Raw genomic sequence first — 17,306 nt, forward strand, 5'->3', positions numbered from 1 at the left:
GGTGTGGATGTCGGCTCAAGAAGCGAAATCTATCACCAGTTGCGCGCGCTCACCGCTCCAAACGCCGTTTCACGTTTTCAACCCCAAGTACGGGGCTTGTCAGAACTGGAAGACTGTGGGCCGTGCCCCGCACCGCACGAGCCATCGAAGCCTGCGCAAAAACGACCACATCGACCTTCTTCGACAGCTCTTCGAGAGCTAGGCGGATTTGCGCGTCATGCGCTTCGACGTCGCCGCCGGCGAGGAGTTGAAATGCTCCCTCAACAAGCACATCGTCGATCGCTACATCCTTGCGCGCCTCGCATGCCTTGCGCTTCAGCAGATCCACGGTCGGCACCAGCGTTGTGGACAAGGTCGCCAGGACACCTATGCGGTTTCCATGCTCGACAGCGGCTTTGGCCATGCCTTCATCAATACGGAATAGCGGCACAGGACAAAGCGGCGCAATGGCATCGACTGCCGGTCCGAGAGTCGAGCATGTGACGACAATCGCATCTGCCCCGGCGTCGACTGCCGACCATACGTAGGTAGCAAGCCTTCGTTTCGTCAGATCGGATAGCGACCCGCGCTCAATGGTATTTCTCAGGAGGCTCTCGTCGAGGATCGCGAATGGCTTCCAGTCGGGCAAGCGTTCTTTGGCGAGGCCCTCGAACTCGGAAACAAGGCTGGAAACCGTGTGGATGAAAGCCAGCTTTCTGGCGGAAGCGCTCGTGGTTTGATTTGGCATGTGGTTTCCATCAAGTTGCTGGAAGCTGAGTTGGCGGAACTGGATGTCTTGACCAGTTCATCAACCTGGTCCCTCGTAAGAATCCTCTTCACCAAACGGTCCGGATCGCGCTTAGGCCAGCCGATATGCAGATCCGCGATCGCACGGCGCTCCTTGCTGTCGCCATGCGGTCAATTGCATCAGAAGTCGCCAACTTCAATTTTCGATCTGTCCGTGAAGCGCGACAGGCGGAACGGAGTCGGATCGACGCATGCCGCGCCACCGGCGACCAGATCCGCCGCCAGATGGCCCAACCCGGGGCCGGCGCCGAAGCCGTGTCCGGAACAGCCTGCGGCGACGAACATGCCGCCGATGCTGTCCACCGGGGAAATCACCGGCACCGCGTCCGGTGTGGAATCGATATACCCGCCCCAGGTGGACACGACGCCGGCATCGGCAACGCTGGGGAACATCGCTTTGACCCGGGTCTTGATGGTCGCCAGCATCCGCTGGTCGGGCGCCGGATCGAGGACGCGGATGCGCTCGAAGGGGGTCGGCTTGTCGAGATGCCAGCGACGGAGTGAGTCCGGGCCCTCGAAGAATGAGCGGCCTATGCCGATCTCGACGGCCTTCAGCCGTTTCATGAACATCGGCAGAAACGGGCGGACATAGCGGATGCCCTGCGGGGTGATCTCCAGGGTCGCCCGGCCGCTGACGGCGATCGTGTAGCTGCCATCGAGCCGGCGCGTCATGGCAAAGTTGGGGGTAAAGACGGCCTCGCCGAAATCCGGTGCCGGACCGGTCCGCAGGGCGGTCTGACGGACGCTGGCCAGCGGCATCGACACCGCATGCATACGCAGGAAAGCCGATGCCCAGGCGCCGGCGGCGCATAGCACCGCACTGGTGCGGATAAGGCCTTTCTCGGTAACGACGCCGCTCACTTGCCCATTGGTGATATCCAGGCCGCGTGCCGCGCAGTTCTGATGAATGGTCGCGCCATGCTTGCGGGCGCCCTCGGCGATCCGAGGAGCGGCAAGCCAGGGCTCGGCCTTGCCATCGTCTGCCGCGTGGACACCGCCCAGCCATTTGCGGCCGCCAGCCGCAGGAACGGCGGCAGTGGCCTCGTCGGCCGTAAGCATCCGCGTCTTGACGTCGAACCGCCGCGCAACGGCGCGCCACTTGTCCCATTCGGCGAGCTGCTTTGGATCCGCGGTCGCATAGATGAGCCCGCAACGGCGGAAGCCAAGGTCGTGCCCGATCTCTTCGGTCAGCTCTTCCCACAGCCGCAGCGCCAGATTGGCAAGCGGCAATTCGCGTGCATCGCGGTTCTGCCGACGGCACCAGCCCCAGTTCCGGCTCGACTGCTCGCAGCCGACATACCCCTTTTCGATAAGCGCCACCGACAGGCCGCGCCGCGCCAGGAAATAGGCCGCGCTGGCGCCGACAATCCCGCCGCCGATCACCACGACGTCCGCTGACTTGGGCAGCGTTTCATCGCTGCTGATGTGGTGGATTAAAGGGGACATGGCGGCCTCGGCAATCAAATGAGCGCTAGCAGTATCGGCGACTGGTGCCGCAGAATGCACTGACTGCAGCGGCATTTCGGTATTTTGCGCCGAATATCGCCGGCATCCGGCAAGTGACGGCGATTTTATCGTCTTCAAGAGCCGCGGCGCTGCCGTTTTTGACGCTTTAAAATCAATGTCATAATCTCTTGACGAAGTTCCATAATCGCCTTCCGCGTGTTCGGTGGCATTCGGCGGCGCGGTATCTACGACAACATGAAGACAGCAATCGACAAGGCCGGCCGTGGCAAGGAGCGCGACCGTAAAATGCCTCAGCCCTGAGGCGCTCACAGATTTGAAGCGCCGATTTGAATAATGTCCGTTTGAGCGCGGCCGAAGCGGATAATCCCACGCGTCGCTGATGCTGCCTCTGAGGTTCCGAAATAGGGGTCGCGTCGGAATGGATAGCGCAAGCTGGAGGCCAGCGGTTCTCGAGGGCTCCATCTTCCGGTCGGCCAAGTCGGCTCGAAGCTGCGATTTTGGCCAAGTGAAGAACGAAAGTCGAACGTTGCTGTCTACCAGGATCGTTCCTCACCTCCCATGCTCTCTTGATGTCCTTCGAGGCACGCCGAGATCGCCCGCAGCTGGAATTCCAGTGCGGGGCCCTCTGCCGGGAACCGGCCGTCCAGCGCAGAGGTACCGACGGTAAATCCCGCTGCGCCACTCTTGCGAATAGTCTCGATCTGATCCGGGCGATCCACCGATCCCGCGACGATAACGGGCTTGGGCACGGCCCGGCACACAGCGTCGATGAGAGACGGCACATTGCCTGCCGAACGGTAGGCGAGAAGGTCGAGACCGGCGACACCGGGATGGCTGGCGAGCGCGAAGGCGCTTTTGACGATCTCGGCCTGCGATCCTTCCAAAATGCTCGGATGCCCGACGACGCGGCCAGGAAACGGATAGTAGCGGATGGGCGTCCCTTCCAGCAGCGGCAGCACGTCCTGGGCATGGGTACCACCGAGGAGAAAGTCGACGCCGAGGTCAATCGCCGCCTTGACCGAGCGGATCTCGCTGTCGCGGTCGAGCGATACGACTTCGAGATAGGTGCTGGCTCCGCCCGCGCGGATCTGGCGGGCGAGGTCGGCGAGCGCGTCGAGCGGCAGGCCGATGTCCTTGAAGCCGATGTGGCGGATTCCGGTGCGGAGCGCCGTTTCGACGTGGACGGCGGCGTCGGTCACGGTGCGGTCGTTGCGCGTCAGCATGAAGATGAAGTCGAATTGGGTCATGGGGTGACGGCTTTCCGGTTCGGGAGGGAGGCCTTGAGCCGAAGGGCATAGTCGAAGGCGGTCTCCAGGCTGGAGGGGTCGGCAACGCCAGACCCCGCGATGTCGAAGGCGGTGCCGTGATCGGGGCTGGTGCGCACGAATGGCAGGCCCAGCGTGACGTTCACGCCATGGTCGAGGCCCATATATTTGACCGGGATGAGACCCTGGTCGTGATACTGCGCGACCACGATGTCGAAACGGCCCTTGCGGGCCTGCATGAACACGGTGTCGCCTGGGCATGGGCCGGAGGCGTCGATGCCTTCGGCACGGGCCGCCTCGATTGCCGGCCGGATTATGCGGATTTCCTCGTCTCCGAAGAGACCGCCTTCGCCGGCATGCGGATTGAGGCCGGCGACGGCGACGCGCGGATGGGAGATGCCAAGCGCCTGCGCACCGGCATGGGCCAACCGGATGGCGTCCATCTGCGCCGCGAAATCGCCTTTGCGGATCGCCTCGGACAGCGAACAATGGATGGTAACAAGAACCGTGCGAATGTCCTCGTTCGCCAGCATCATGGCGACCTTGGGAGCCCCGCCATGATCGGCCAGGATTTCGGTGTGGCCGGGATAGTGCAGACCGGCGGCGGCGAGGGCCTCCTTGTGAATCGGCGCCGTTACGATGCCGCCCACCCAACCGTCCCGCGCCAGTCCGATCGCGACAACGATGGCGTCGAACGCCGCGCGTCCACTGACGGCCGAAACCTGGCTGACCGGTGGCAGGGCGGAAAGCTGCGAGGAGCAAAGCACGTTGAGGGTTCCGTCATCGAGCACGGTCTCATCGACGGAGGCGATCGGCCGGACCCGCACTTCAGCATCCAGCGCGCGGAGGGCGTGGCTCATCACCAGCGGATCACCGACGACGATCCAGTGTCGCTTGTCCGGTCGACGGAGATACATTCTTGCGATGATCTCGGGGCCGATGCCGGAGGGATCACCCATGGTCACGGCTAGAGGAGCGTCATGGGCGGTCATCGATCAGAGCCTTTCTTGAAAGCGGTTTGGCCAGCAGGTCGCGGGCGGCATCAAGGAGTGCCGAAGGTGAGCCGAACCCTCCCGCCTTCATGGCGATGGTGAGCGACGTTCCGTCCGCCCGTTCGGCGCGGCCGACCGGAAATCCGGGCTCCAGCTCGCGGGTGAGACAGAAACTGCTGATGCCGAGGCGGTCGAGGATCGCGGCCATCGTCTCGCCGCCGGTGGCAATCACCGCGTCATAGTCGCGCCGGGCGACCGCTGCGGCTGCCTGTCCGGCGAGGTTCGTCATCACCGCGCTGGCATTCTCCTGCCGTTGCAGCGGTGCCCGAAGGCAAATCACACGGGCGTCGCCGGGAGCGTCGGCCAGGTCGCTGACGACGGGAACGCCTCGTGCACACAAGGTCTCGCATTGGACGCGCGTCACCGGATTGGCGCTTCCTGCGACGATCACCACCCGCCCGGCGGCTTGGCCGGTTGCCGGGCGCCCATCCAGCACGGCAGGGACCAGCGATGCTAGCGCGATGGCGAGACCAGGAGAGCCCACCCAAAGAACAGTCTCAGGATTGGGGATGCTGGCGACCTGCCGGTTCAGTACCTCCTGGCTGTCGGCGTCGAGGATCAGAATGGACCCTTTCGTCGCCGCATCGCCGGAACTGTCTGGGGCGAGAATGGTCGGTATCCCCAGGGACGGGTCGACCAGATCGGCAATGTGCGATGTGCCTGCGGGATGGACTGGATCACGGCCGTAGACGCTTTGACTCACAGGGATGCCGTTCACCGTCTGGATCCCGCCGACGGTGAGCCGCCCCGCTTCGGGAAAGGCTGGAGCGATGACAAGCTTGCTCCGGCCGCTGGCGCGAAAGGCGGCGGCGACTTCCTCGCGGATATGGCCGCGCAGGGTCGAATCGATGGTTTTGAACAGAAGGCGGGCATTCGAGAGGGCCGACACGGCGTCGGCCGTAGCCTTTCTTGCCTGTGAGATGTCGGAGGCGCGGCTGTTGGTATCGATCGAAGCGACAGCTCCATTCTCCGCGCCGTCGACCTGTCGCTTGATCACAGGTGCGTGGCCTCTCGCGAGAAAGGCCGCCGCGCCGTCGGTAGCACTGGTCAGGTCGTCGGCGATTATCCCGACCTGGAAAGATGTGTTGCGCTTCATGTTGGTGATAATAGCAGAATGATCGACGGCGATTATCCATATGATCTGACGATTGTTGGTGATATATAATCACCAATGAAACGATCTGACGTATCTTCTTTGGACGATCTGCGTGCCTTCCAGACAGTGGCGCGTCTGGGATCTGTGCGTGCTGCGGCCGCCGAACTCGCTCTGACGCATGGTGCAGTCAGCCGCCGTGTCTCCAAACTTTCCGCCGATCTTGGTCTGCGTTTGCTCGAAGCGGACGGGCGAGGGGTGCGTCTGACCTCCGATGGCGTGAAGCTGGCGGAGGCAACCGGCAAGGCGTTCCATTTAATCACTGATGCCTTGGCAGAAATCAGATCCAGCTCGACGCCCATTCCGATCATCCTGTCCTGCGAACGCTCGCTGGCGATGCGCTGGCTGATCCCCCGCTTGTCTGGGTTTCAGGATCGATACCCGGATGTCGAGGTGCATCTGTCAACCGGCGGCGGAGGGCTCGACTTCGCGCGTGACCGGGTGACGCTTGCGATCCGCCGACTCGATTTTCTGGTGGACCCGGAATGGACCATCACCAGGCTGATGCCGGAGCGGGTTGGTCCGGTCATGCTGCCATCCCTGCGCAAGCGGTTCGAGAGTGGCGACTATGTGGCGCTCGGATCACGGACGCGACCGAATGCTTGGGAAGCGTGGCTCGACGCGCACATGGATGCGCCGCGCCCTCGAACGACCCAATTGCTGGATCATCATTTCCTGATGGCAGAAGCGGCCCTGGGTGGTCTTGGCGTTGCTCTTGCCCCCCAGGCGATCGCAGCGGATGACGTCGCGAATGGGCGATTGGAAGCACCTCTCGGCTTTGATCGCGACGGGACGGACTACGGCCTGATCCATCCGAAGTCGGTCATTGTTTCAACCGGCCTCGCCGCATTGCGCGATTGGCTGACCGCAGAGTCCGAGAGATCGTTCAAGCGGCAGGTGCTTGAGAACAGCTAAACTAAGAAAATAAGGTCGCCTTTGCGCCCGTATCGGCTCAGGCGGGGCGAAAGAGACAGCACTGCGAAAGGGCGTGCTGGTTTGGCGGTCGACCGGAGGGCCTTCTGCTGAATGACCATGCATTGCGGCACATTCTGCCAAACGCCTGCGATTATGCTCGGCTGGTAGGGCAGATTGACAGGAACCAAGGACATGGATCGCTTCCGGCCGAAATACGTGACTTTTGATTGCCACGGCACGCTCATCAATTTCCAAATGGCGGAAGCCGCCAGGGACCTGTTCGGTCATCTTCTGGATGGGCCGCACATGGACGAATTCATCAGAAACTTCCAGGGCTACCGCCTCGATGAGGTGCTGCAGGACTGGAAGCCTTATGCAGATGTCGTTCACAACGCACTGGAACGCACCTGCCGCCGCAACAGCGTCGCATTCCGTGCCGAAGACGCCGAAACGATCTACAACCGCATCCCCACCTGGGGGCCGCATCCGGACGTACCCGAGGGATTGGCTAAACTGGCCAAGGAAATTCCGTTGGTCACCCTGACGAACTCCATGGTGGCCCAGATTCCGTCGAACGTGGCAAAGCTCGGTGCGCCCTTTCATGCCGTCTTGACCGCTGAAGAGGCGGGTGCCTACAAGCCGCACTTCAAGGCGTTCGAATACATGTTCGACATGCTGGGTTGCGGCCCGGAGGATATCACGCATGTTTCCTCGTCTTTCCGCCACGACCTGATGTCCGCCTATGATCTGGGGATCAAGAGCAAGGTCTGGGTCAATCGCCGCCACGAGCCGGCCAATCCCTTTTACGAATACACCGAAATCCGCGATGTGACTCAGCTACCAGGCGTTTTCGGACTCTGAGGGCGAGGATAGGCCGGAGCCCCGCAGAGCACTGCGCCCATTTTCGAGGGCTGCCAGCGGCGCCGTCTCAAATACCCCGAGAAATAGACCTGCGGCGCGCCATCGCTGGAGCGCTCCATCTGTCGAAGCATGAAGAACAACCGTCCCCAACAGGCGAGGATTTTTCGAATTGGGTGCTTGTGTTGATCTGGTCCCCGATGAAGAAGCTGGTCAGCTCAATGGCTCTATGACGGCAGGATGCGATCATCTGCCTAACGCGGCAGCTTCAACCGACGCCTATTTTCGCGATGCCGCCGCAATCCTGGCGATGCGGCCGGGCTCCTCCGAACCGGACATGTCGGCGGCACTACTGAAGCGCCACTACGGATTGACGGGATCGATCGAGATATTGTCCTCCGAGGTTGAGCGCACCGTTGACGTCAACCTGTCGGACGGCCGCCGGTTGATCCTGAAGACGTCGGCAAGAGCGGAGGCGGTCGACAGCTTTCGTTTTCAAACCGCCGCTATGGCCGGATTGCAAGGGTTCACGGGCTTCGTTGCACCCGAAGTGCCCCGCACGACCAGCGGCGCATTGATGTTTGAGCAAGAGGGGACATGCGGGTACTTGCAGACCCGGATTGAGGGCATTCCGCTGCACCAGGCGACGCCAACTCCCGACCTGCTTTTTCGAACCGGCAGTGCTCTCGCCCGGCTGGACCTAGCTCTTGAGCTGGTCAGTGTGCCCGCGGCTCACCGTCCCGTTCTTTGGCATGTCGGTTGCTGGTCGCGGTTGATGGAACTGGAGCAATACCTGCCATCCGGGAGCATTGCCGATAGCGTACGCGTCGCGATGGCGGAGTATGCGGAGTTCGTTGAGCCACAAATCTCTGACGTGGCGTGGCAGGTAACTCATAATGATCCCAGCCCGTTCAATATGATGGTGACGGGCCAGGGAATGGGTTTCATCGATTTCGGCGATGGCTGCTGGAGCCCCAGGATCCAGGACCTGGCGATCGCAGCAAGTCACGTCGTAGGGGATTCGACCCTTCCTTTGGGTGGAGCCGAGCATCTTATCGCCGGCTACGCCTCTGTCATTCCATTTTCGGCACTGGAAGCAACACTGCTCGTCGGACTGATGCGGGCGCGACAAAGCGCATTGATCTTGGTCAACTACTGGCGATCCCACCTTTTTCCGGCCGACGCCCAGTACATCAAAAAGAATGTCGCGCGTGCCGAGCACGGACTTTCCATCCTGGCGCCTCTTGGTGTCGCATCGGGCGAGGCGGCCGTCCTGGCGGCAATGCCGTCGTTTCAGCCGTAACGCATTTCGGTTCGCTCGACCGGCACAGTAGCCAAAAGACGAACCGCGAATTGATCAAGGTACTCTTTCAAATAGGCAGCAGCACATGTCCAGAGATCTCATGCCTAATCGCTACAGGCCCGGCGAGTCCGACCTTCCCAGGCGCGAGTCCGAGCTAATTGCTCGCCGTGACGAAGTACTTGGGGCCTCCTATCGGCTCCAGTACCGCCGGCCCGTGCACTTCGTTCGCGGCGAAGGCATGTGGCTCTACGACCCTGACGGGCGGGCTTATCTTGATTTCTACAATAACGTGCCGTCGCTCGGCCATTGCCACCCAGAAGTAAACGCCGCAATGGCAGAACAGGCGGGCCGGATAAGCGCCAACACGCGCTATCTCGAGCCAAAACTTATCGACTATGCCGAGCGACTGGTCGACACTTTCCCAAGCGAGCTCGACCGGGTGGTTTTTACTTGCACGGGGAGTGAATCCAACGATCTCGCCCTGCGTATCGCGCGATTTGCGAGCGGCAACGAAGGCGTGATCGTCTCGACTTACGCGTATCACGGCACAAGTGCGGCTACCGCCGCGGTTTCCCCGAACCTGGGCGACGCGGTCAAGCTCAGCCCATTCGTGCGTATGGTATCCCTACCTGGGCCGGCAGGGGTGCCGGAAGCCCAGGCTGCGGACTTTTTCGAGGCACAGATTCGTTCGGCCATTGTGGATCTGAACCGTCGTGGCATCGGCGTTGCGGCCCTGCTCATCGACAGTATTTTTTCCAGCGATGGCGTATGGGTCGATCCCCCTGGCTTCATTGCCAGTGGAGTTGCGGCCGTCCGGGAGGCAGGTGGTCTCGTCATCGCCGACGAAGTTCAACCGGGCTTCGGGCGAACCGGCGCTCATATGTGGGGCTTTGAGCGGCACGGGATCGTTCCGGATCTTGTTACCCTCGGCAAGCCGATGGGCAATGGATTTCCAATTGGCGCTGTCGTTGGTCGTAAAGCACCGATGGAGCAATTTGGTGCCACCTCTCGCTACTCGAACACATTCGCCGGAAATACGGTTGGCATAGCGACCGCGGACGCCGTGCTGACGATCCTGCAGCGCGACCAGATCCCTCAGAAAGCGCTTGCCATGAGCCAGCGCCTCCGAGCCGGGCTGGAGAAACTCGCGAAGCAGCAGCCCGGAATTCTTGCGATCCGCAACGCCGGTCTGTTCTTTGGCATCGATATAGGGCCTGAGGGTGCCCCGGCGGCAGGCAGGCGGGCAATGGCGCTGGATGTCGTGAACGCAATGCGCGACGACGGCGTCCTTGTCAGCACGACAGGGGCCAACGAGGATTCGCTAAAAGTGCGCCCGCCGCTCGTTTGTCAGGCCGAGCATGTCGACCTCTTCCTTGCAGCCATGGAGCGGGCGCTCATCAAGGTCGCAGGCTAGACCGCATGCCTGCGAGCAGGTGGCCTGGTCCTGGTTCCCAGATCCTAGTTCAGTGCGCGCCGAGATTGGCGGTGTCGGTCGGCCACTTGGGGCCTCTCGGCGGGATCAGGCAAGCATATCCTTCAGCCGATAATAGGTGCCCACCATTGGCAGGAACCACGGCTTGCCGGTATGCAGCGGGACGGCATTCCAGTCCATGCCACCGATTGGATTGGTATCTGTGTGGCCCATGGCAATGTCCGCTAGCACACTTCCGATCAGCGTCGAGAGCTGCGCGCCATGTCCTGAATAGCCCATGCCGTAGATCAGGCCATCGGCGGCGCCGGCGCGCGGATAGCGGTCTTGAGTGCAGCCGACGAGACCGCCCCAGCAATAGTCGATTTCGACATCGGCCAGTTGCGGGAACACATCGAGCATCTGCTTGCGCAAAAGATCTCCGGAACTCACGTCTGTCTTCTGGTTAGAGGCAGCCGAGAACTTCGCACGCCCGCCGAACAAGAGTCTGTTGTCCGGGGTGAGTCGGAAGTAGTTGGCGATGTTGAGCGAGTTCGTGTAGTTCCGATTGCCCGGCAGGGTTGCCGCGATCTCCTCGGGGGTAAGCGGGCGCGTCACGACGATGAAAGATGCAATTGGCATCATCCGTCGCCGATAGTAGTCAAAATTCTCGGTTGTATAGGCGTCGGTCGCAAGGATGACCCGGCGGGCAGCGAGCGAGCCGGTCGGCGAAGTGATCCGCCAGCCATCTGACACCCGGATGCAGGACTGGACGGGATTGTGCTCCCAGATCGTCGCACCATGGCGAGCGGCTGCGTCCGCCATGCCATTGGCATACTGGCCCATATGCATCATCGCCGACTTGGGTGACAGCACGGCGCCGTGAAAGGCCTCCGAACCCAGCTCCTTGCGGACATCGCCACGTGAGAGCCACTCCACCGAGGGGTCCACTTCGCGGCGAAGCTCCTCGCACATGGCCTGCAGCCCCTTCACATGCGATGGCTTGGATGCAAGCTTGAGCTTGCCTCCTCTGCGGAAGCTGCAGTCGATGCCCTCTTCAGCAATGATGGCTTCGATCATGTCGATCGAGTCGTCGTAGGAGCGCCAGAACCGACGAGCCTTGGCCTCTCCAAAGTGCGCTTTGGCCGCACCAAAACTGGCGAAGTGACCACTGTTGAGGTGCCCGCCATTGCGCCCCGATGCACCATATCCGACATGCTCGGCCTCGATGAGTGCGACCTTCACGCCAGACTTGGCCAGTTTGCGCGCGGCATTGAGACCGGTGAAGCCCGCCCCAATTACGGCGACTTCGAAATCGCCGGAGAGGGGTTCGCGGGTCGCCCCAGCAAAGGCTTTCGACGTATCATGCCAATAGGAGGTAAGCTTCATTTTGAACACCTCTCGCGCTCGTCGGGACGCCGACAGGATGAAGTGTAGCTCCGCTCCCGCGCTGTGAGGTACGGCCCTTGCCATGGGCCTGCAACAATCAGTCGTCCTGCGCGGCGGAAACCGCAGGAAATGCGGCAGTGGCGCAGACGCCGCAGTACGCCTCGGCGATTTGCCAGGTTAAATCCCCTTGATAGCGGGCCGCGTGGTCAGCTTTCGGATGACTGGCCTTCATCGCTTTCGTGCACATTCAGGTGACCAATCCGGGCTCAAGCGCTGCTTCTCAGAAGCTTCCGTCGCTGTTAAGCGTGTTTTTGGATATGATATGGGAACTTCTTTATCCGTCGGTCCAATGGGGCATTGGACGGATTGAGAGCGAAAAAGTGGAATGAAATGAATTACTTAAGCATGCGGTTTGCCATTGCACCTATGATGGATTGGACGGACCGGCATTGCCGGTTCCTCCATCGCCAGTTGACGCGCCGGGCATTGCTCTACACCGAGATGGTCGTCGCCGACGCGGTCATCCACGGCGAGCGCGAGCGCTTGCTCGGCTTCGATGGTACGGAACATCCGGTCGCGTTGCAGCTCGGCGGCTCCGATCCGCAGAAGCTTGCCGAGGCGGCCCGCATCGGCGAAGCCTTCGGCTATGACGAGATCAACCTCAATGTCGGCTGCCCGTCCGACCGCGTCCAGTCGGGTACGTTCGGCGCCTGCCTGATGAAAGCACCGGTTCTGGTCGCCGATTGCGTCGCGGCGATGAAGGCTTCTGTCGGCATCCCCGTCACCGTCAAATGCCGCATCGGCGTCGACGAGCAGGATCCTGAGCCGGCGCTCGATGCACTGGCGGACGGGGTTTTCGCGGCCGGCGCAGACGCGCTGTGGGTGCATGCCCGCAAGGCGTGGCTGGAAGGGCTGAGCCCTAGGGAAAACCGCGACATCCCGCCGCTCGACTACAACAGGGTGTATCAGCTGAAGGCCAAAAATCCAAACAAATTCATCGGCATCAACGGCGGCATTCAATCCCTTGAAGAGGCGCTCGATCACATTGATCATGTCGACGGCGCCATGCTCGGCCGCGCCGCCTATCATACGCCGGGCATTCTGGCAGGCGTCGACGCGGCGTTTTACGGCGACAAACCCAACGCGTTCGACGTTGCCGCGCTGATCGATGCCATGGCGGATTATGCGGCACGCCACATCGAGCGGGGCGGGCGGCTTGGCCACGTCACCCGTCACATGGTCGGCCTGTTCCACGGCCTGCCCGGGGCGCGCCGCTACCGGCAGATCCTTTCGACCGATGCGACAAGGCCGGACGCCGGACCCGATGTGCTGAAGGCGGCTTTCGCTGCAGTCGATTTTAGCGGGACGGACGCCGAAGCAGCCTGACTGTCCAATCGCGCAAGATCATGCGGTCGCTTGCGTGTCTTCCGCGGTCTGTTCAGCAAACCAGAGGACCGTCGATAGCTCTGGCAAACCTAGTCCAAGCTAAGCAGCGCTCGCCCGCTCGGCGTCCTGCATTTCTTCTTTGATCGCGTGCGACATGGATCGAGTGCGCAGCGCATCGCGCTTCGGCGGCGCCTGGAATGTGCGGCGATATTCGTGGGTGAATTGCGAGATGCTCTCGTAGCCCACCTCGAACCCAGCGCTGGTTGCCGAAAAGCCTTCATCGAGCATAAGGCGGCGTGCTTCGATTAGGCGAAGCCGCTTCTGATACTGTCCCGGCGTCAGCGACGTCATGTGCTTGAAGTGCTTGTGGAAGGCGGTGAGGCTCATCGCCGCTGCCGCCGCCAAGCGCTCGACGGGAATACGCGATCGATATTCGGTTCTAAGAATCGCGATGGCCGCCGCGAGACGGCTCGCGTGACTGTCCGGATCCGCAAGCGACCGCAGAGCCGCGCCATGCTGACCGGAGAGGAGCCAATAATGCAGCTCGTGCATAATTCCGGGGCGCAGGAGCGAGGTAGCGTCCGGTCGGTCCAGCAAGCGCATCAGCCGCACTGCGCAATCCAGAATTGCGGCATTGGTGTCCTCAGCGAACAAGGTGCGTGTCTCTGACGGGCGCTGCGCACGCACGCTGCCCAACTGCGCCGCGACCTCGCGCAGGAGCGTCATCTCGAGTTCGACTGCGACAGCCAGGTAGGGCTCGCGTTGGCTTGCCTGCACGATCCGCCCGACGACCGGCATGTCCGCGCTCACGATCACGGATTGCCCGGCGGAGAAAACTTGCTGCTCCCTGCCCACGGTCATGAGCTTGGCACCCTGCAGAACCAGACAAACCAGCGGCCGATAGACCGAGTGCAAGTCGCCAGGTGGTGACTCGACGCACATCATCCGCAGGCCCGGCACTGGCGTCAGCGCCAGGCCGTCCCGGTTGGCATGGCGGGCGGCATAGGTGTGAACGGCATGTTTGAGGACGTCCATGCAATGTCTCCTGCAGCGGCGCGATGCTGGCGATCCTAGCATGCGGGCGGACAAACATCACGTGGGCTGCAGGATCGAGCAAGTTTTGCGCAGGTGTTGGCAAGCTGTCGACCGCATCGCCCTGTAGGAAATGTCCCAACCGAACAAGCCCGCTCGACAAGGAAAGGGATCTATATGTCTGGACAGAACGTGTCACCGAGACGAGCCGTGCTGGCGATGTCGCCATGGCTCTTCGCCACATCAGCGCATCGGCGAGCCTTCCGACATTGCCGACGCAATCGCGGCGCTCTGCAGCGGGGACCGTGCCTGGATCAATGGGCAGACGGTATTCGCAAACGGCGGGATCGTTTGACCCCGATTGGCTGGAATAGATGGAGCACAGAACGATGAAAATGACCGGAAATACGATCCTCATCACCGGCGGCGGATCCGGGATCGGGCGGGAACTGGCGCTGCGCTTCAATGCGCTTGGAAACACTGTGATCGTCGCAGGACGGCGCAAGGAGGCGCTCGAGCGGACGATCGCCGGGCGTGAGGGCATGCACGCCATGGTCGGCAATGTTGAAGATCCGGAAGCAATCGCAGCATTTGCCAAACGCGTAGTCGCCGAGCACCCGGCGCTCAACGTACTCATCAACAATGCCGGCATCATGCGCCGCGAGGATCTGACCAGGACCCGCGATCTGCGCGACGCGGAGGAGACGATCGTCACCAATCTATTCGGGCCGATCCGCCTCACCAATGCGCTGATCGAGCATCTGGCGGCTCGGCAAAATGCCGTGATCGTCAACGTCTCGTCAGGCCTGGCCTTCGTGCCGCTGAGTGGCACGCCGACCTACAATGCCAGCAAGGCGGCGATCCATTCCTATACGGTGTCGTTGCGCGAGCAACTCAGGGGCAAGGTCGAAGTGATCGAGCTTGCGCCGCCCGCGGTTCGCACTGAACTCACGCCCGGCCAGTCGACGCGCGACGAGTATATGCCGCTCAATGCGTTCATTGACGAGGCGATGGCGTTGTTCAGCCGGGAGCCGACGCCCAAGGAGATACTGGTGGAGCGCGTGGGCTTCCTGCGCTGGGCGGAGCGGGACGGCCGGTTTGATCAAGCGGTCGAGATGCTCAACGCTCATTGAGCGGCGCCGAAGCAGCCCGACTGTTCAATCGCGCAAGATCATGCGGTCGCCGCGCACGTCGAAACCGGACAGTGAGCCGATGAAATTCATGCCGAGCAGGCTCTGGCCGAGCATGCCGGGCGCGGCGATCATCACCGGCATGTCCTTGCGCACGATCCCGCCGATCGCCAATTCGTCGGTTCTCACGGCGGCGGCGCGCGCCATGCCGTTGGCGGTGGAAACCGGTATGGTGAAATTGAGAACGGCTGGATTGAACCCGGCCGCTTGCGCGTCCTGCGCGGTCAGCACGGTGCTGGTTGCGCCGGTATCGACCACGGCCCGGACCGGCGTGCCGTTGACCATGATGCGCGCTTCGAAATGGCCATTGCCGGCCTTGTCCAGGGTCACCGTGGCATGGCCGTCCTCAAGGCCCAATGCCAGCGGACTGCCGGGAACAAGGCCGGCCGTTACCCGGCTGGCGAAATCCTGCAATTCATAACGGTATTGGTAGCCGGCGATCAGTGCGAGCACGATGACGGCCCAGGTGCCCAGATTGCGGGCCATCGTGCCCAAGGGTCTGCCTGATCTGAGGAGGGCGGCGCCGATGAGCGCGACCAACGCGCCAAGCCAGATCAGCCGGCTGAAATCGTAATTCTCGACGCCGAATGTGCTGCCGGCGGAATCGTTAAGCATGAGCAGGACAACGCCTACCCCGATCAGGATCATCAAAACCCAGAAAAACCGGTTCATATGTGGCTCACGAGAGAGCGTCGCGTTCGCGCGCGAGGCGGGTGCGGCGGGTTTCCCGGCGCGGTCTGCGGTCAACTGTTTCCAGCCGGGCCGGCAGCTCGGCCATCACGTTGCGGCGGATTTCAGGGGTCATCTCGATCCAGGCGCCGATTTCCTCGCGCGTGCGGCCGCAACCGAAGCAGAAGCCGGTTTTCATATCGATCGAACAGACCAGGATGCATGGGGATTCGATAGCCGTCATAATATTCTCTCAGGGTTCCGTCAGGAATCCCTTGTCTCGCTTCCACATGGTGTAACGGCAAGGCCAATGCAAGCCCTCCGGAATGCGCCGCCGGCAACCGCTTTCGCGTCAATGCAGGCTGTTGTGCCGGCCGAGCAAGGCGGCTATGCCGCTCACCAACTCTGGGAACGATCACCAACGACATGACCAGCGCGCTGCCCTTCGACGATTTTCGCAATCTTCTGGCGACCCTGCCGCCGGCCGACACGGCAGCCGAAGCCCGCGTTCGTGCGCTGTTTGCCAAGGCCGACAAACCCACAGGTTCGCTCGGCCGCATCGAGGACATCGCCGCGTGGCTCGCTGCCTGGAGCGGCCGTGCGCCGCCGGCAGTGAACCGGCCCCTGGTGGCGATCTTCGCCGGCAATCACGGCGTCGCTCGCCACGGCATTTCGCCACGGCCCGTCGCTGCCACGGCGAACGCCGTCGAGCTTTGCGCGGCCGGGGGTGCGGCGGTCAACCAGATCTGCATCGCCAATGATCTCGGGCTGAAAGTGTTCGATCTAGCGCTGCACATGCCGACCGCCGACATCACCGAGGACGCAGCACTTGACGAGCGCGGCTGCGCCGCCACCATGGCCTTCGGCATGGAGGCGATCGCCGGCGGCACCGATCTGCTTTGCCTTGGCGACCTCGGCGTCGGCAATTCCACCGTTGCAGCGACTTTGTTTGCCGTACTGTTTGGCGGCAAGGGCGCCGATTGGGTCGGATCCGGATCGGGCGCCGATGCATCGATGCGGGCGCGCAAGGCGGAAGTGGTCGATGCCGCGCTAGCCTTCCACGGCACAGGTCTCAGGGACCCGCTGGAAGCGTTGCGCCGGGTTGGCGGCCGTGAATTCGCGGCGATCGCCGGCGCCATCCTCGCCGCCCGGATGCAGAAGATCCCGGTGCTGCTCGATGGGCTAGTTGCGACTGCCGCCGCCGCGACGCTGCATGCCGCCAACCCCACCGCGCTCGACCATTGTCTTCTTGCCGGCCTGTCGCCGGAACCTGCTCATATCCGAGCCGCCGAGCGGCTTGGCCTTCGCCCGCTCCTCGATCTGGGCGTGAGCCACGGCGAGGCGGCAGGGGCGGCCCTTGCCGCGGGCCTGGTCAAGGCGGCGGCGCTCACCAGCTCGGGCATGGCGGCGGCGGTTCGCTAAAGCGCGTCGCG

Annotated in this window: 17 protein-coding genes and 1 pseudogene; 8 read left to right on the forward strand and 10 right to left on the reverse strand. The window is 62.4% G+C overall.

Features of this window, described 5'->3' with window-relative positions; all coding sequences use genetic code 11:
* Positions 1-49: 49 nt before the first annotated feature.
* The 5 genes from AC0NIE_RS21710 to AC0NIE_RS21730 form a co-directional block, all read right to left on the reverse strand.
* Complete coding sequence (locus AC0NIE_RS21710; protein WP_473487397.1) at positions 50-727, reverse strand: aspartate/glutamate racemase family protein; 678 nt, start codon at positions 725-727, stop codon at positions 50-52.
* A gap of 179 nt (positions 728-906) precedes the next feature.
* The gene (locus AC0NIE_RS21715) at positions 907-2,232 is read right to left on the reverse strand and encodes an NAD(P)/FAD-dependent oxidoreductase (RefSeq protein WP_473487408.1); all 1,326 of its coding nucleotides are present in this window, start codon (positions 2,230-2,232) and stop codon (positions 907-909) included.
* A 554-nt stretch (positions 2,233-2,786) separates the two neighbouring features.
* Complete coding sequence (locus AC0NIE_RS21720; RefSeq protein ID WP_473487396.1) at positions 2,787-3,500, reverse strand: 4-hydroxythreonine-4-phosphate dehydrogenase; 714 nt, start codon at positions 3,498-3,500, stop codon at positions 2,787-2,789.
* A complete protein-coding gene (gene pdxA / locus AC0NIE_RS21725) occupies positions 3,497-4,510 on the reverse strand; it encodes a 4-hydroxythreonine-4-phosphate dehydrogenase PdxA (protein ID WP_473487395.1) in 1,014 nt (337 codons plus the stop codon). Before pdxA ends, AC0NIE_RS21720 begins: the two co-directional genes overlap by 4 nt.
* The gene (locus AC0NIE_RS21730) at positions 4,497-5,666 is read right to left on the reverse strand and encodes a four-carbon acid sugar kinase family protein (RefSeq protein ID WP_473487394.1); all 1,170 of its coding nucleotides are present in this window, start codon (positions 5,664-5,666) and stop codon (positions 4,497-4,499) included. The genes pdxA and AC0NIE_RS21730 overlap by 14 nt, the downstream gene beginning before the upstream one ends.
* A gap of 75 nt (positions 5,667-5,741) precedes the next feature.
* Here AC0NIE_RS21730 and AC0NIE_RS21735 point away from each other — a divergent pair, with 75 nt between their 5' ends.
* The 4 genes from AC0NIE_RS21735 (at position 5,742) to AC0NIE_RS21750 (ending at position 10,213) form a co-directional block, all read left to right on the forward strand.
* Positions 5,742-6,638, forward strand: coding sequence for a LysR substrate-binding domain-containing protein (locus tag AC0NIE_RS21735; RefSeq protein ID WP_474044013.1), 897 nt, complete (start codon positions 5,742-5,744; stop codon positions 6,636-6,638).
* A gap of 192 nt (positions 6,639-6,830) precedes the next feature.
* Positions 6,831-7,499 (forward strand): haloacid dehalogenase type II, encoded by a 669-nt coding sequence (locus AC0NIE_RS21740; protein ID WP_473487392.1) that lies wholly within the window; start codon positions 6,831-6,833, stop codon positions 7,497-7,499.
* Between the two features lie 169 nt (positions 7,500-7,668).
* On the forward strand, positions 7,669-8,799 hold the full coding sequence (locus AC0NIE_RS21745; RefSeq protein ID WP_473487391.1) for a phosphotransferase enzyme family protein: 1,131 nt from the start codon (positions 7,669-7,671) through the stop codon (positions 8,797-8,799).
* An 85-nt stretch (positions 8,800-8,884) separates the two neighbouring features.
* Positions 8,885-10,213, forward strand: a complete 1,329-nt coding sequence (locus AC0NIE_RS21750; RefSeq protein ID WP_473487390.1) for an aspartate aminotransferase family protein — start codon at positions 8,885-8,887, stop codon at positions 10,211-10,213.
* A 105-nt stretch (positions 10,214-10,318) separates the two neighbouring features.
* Here AC0NIE_RS21750 and AC0NIE_RS21755 read toward each other — a convergent pair whose 3' ends face one another.
* A complete protein-coding gene (locus AC0NIE_RS21755) occupies positions 10,319-11,596 on the reverse strand; it encodes an NAD(P)/FAD-dependent oxidoreductase (RefSeq protein ID WP_473487389.1) in 1,278 nt (425 codons plus the stop codon).
* A gap of 97 nt (positions 11,597-11,693) precedes the next feature.
* On the reverse strand, positions 11,694-11,843 hold the full coding sequence (locus tag AC0NIE_RS21760) for a hypothetical protein (RefSeq protein ID WP_473487388.1): 150 nt from the start codon (positions 11,841-11,843) through the stop codon (positions 11,694-11,696).
* A 143-nt stretch (positions 11,844-11,986) separates the two neighbouring features.
* On the opposite strand from AC0NIE_RS21760, the gene dusA reads away from it, so the two are divergent.
* Entirely contained in the window at positions 11,987-12,982 is a 996-nt protein-coding gene (gene dusA, locus AC0NIE_RS21765; RefSeq protein ID WP_473487387.1) for a tRNA dihydrouridine(20/20a) synthase DusA, read from the forward strand.
* Between the two features lie 99 nt (positions 12,983-13,081).
* On the opposite strand, the gene AC0NIE_RS21770 is transcribed toward dusA, so the two are convergent.
* The gene (locus AC0NIE_RS21770) at positions 13,082-14,017 is read right to left on the reverse strand and encodes an AraC family transcriptional regulator (protein WP_473487386.1); all 936 of its coding nucleotides are present in this window, start codon (positions 14,015-14,017) and stop codon (positions 13,082-13,084) included.
* A gap of 232 nt (positions 14,018-14,249) precedes the next feature.
* On the opposite strand from AC0NIE_RS21770, the pseudogene AC0NIE_RS21775 reads away from it, so the two are divergent.
* Together AC0NIE_RS21775 and AC0NIE_RS21780 are read left to right on the forward strand one after the other, a co-directional pair.
* Positions 14,250-14,369: pseudogene (locus AC0NIE_RS21775) on the forward strand (SDR family oxidoreductase); the annotation flags it as partial.
* A 34-nt stretch (positions 14,370-14,403) separates the two neighbouring features.
* A complete protein-coding gene (locus AC0NIE_RS21780; protein ID WP_473487384.1) occupies positions 14,404-15,147 on the forward strand; it encodes an SDR family oxidoreductase in 744 nt (247 codons plus the stop codon).
* Between the two features lie 24 nt (positions 15,148-15,171).
* Here the strand turns inward: AC0NIE_RS21780 and AC0NIE_RS21785 are convergent, their stop codons facing one another.
* Both AC0NIE_RS21785 and AC0NIE_RS21790 read right to left on the reverse strand, forming a co-directional pair.
* A complete protein-coding gene (locus AC0NIE_RS21785; RefSeq protein ID WP_473487383.1) occupies positions 15,172-15,876 on the reverse strand; it encodes a TIGR02281 family clan AA aspartic protease in 705 nt (234 codons plus the stop codon).
* A 7-nt stretch (positions 15,877-15,883) separates the two neighbouring features.
* Entirely contained in the window at positions 15,884-16,117 is a 234-nt protein-coding gene (locus AC0NIE_RS21790) for a DUF1289 domain-containing protein (protein WP_473487382.1), read from the reverse strand.
* 182 nt (positions 16,118-16,299) lie between these two features.
* Between AC0NIE_RS21790 and AC0NIE_RS21795 the strand changes: the two genes are divergently transcribed.
* Positions 16,300-17,295 (forward strand): nicotinate-nucleotide--dimethylbenzimidazole phosphoribosyltransferase, encoded by a 996-nt coding sequence (locus tag AC0NIE_RS21795; protein ID WP_473487381.1) that lies wholly within the window; start codon positions 16,300-16,302, stop codon positions 17,293-17,295.
* Positions 17,296-17,306 lie beyond the last annotated feature (11 nt).

The organism is Mesorhizobium sp. WSM4842, from assembly GCF_055901575.1.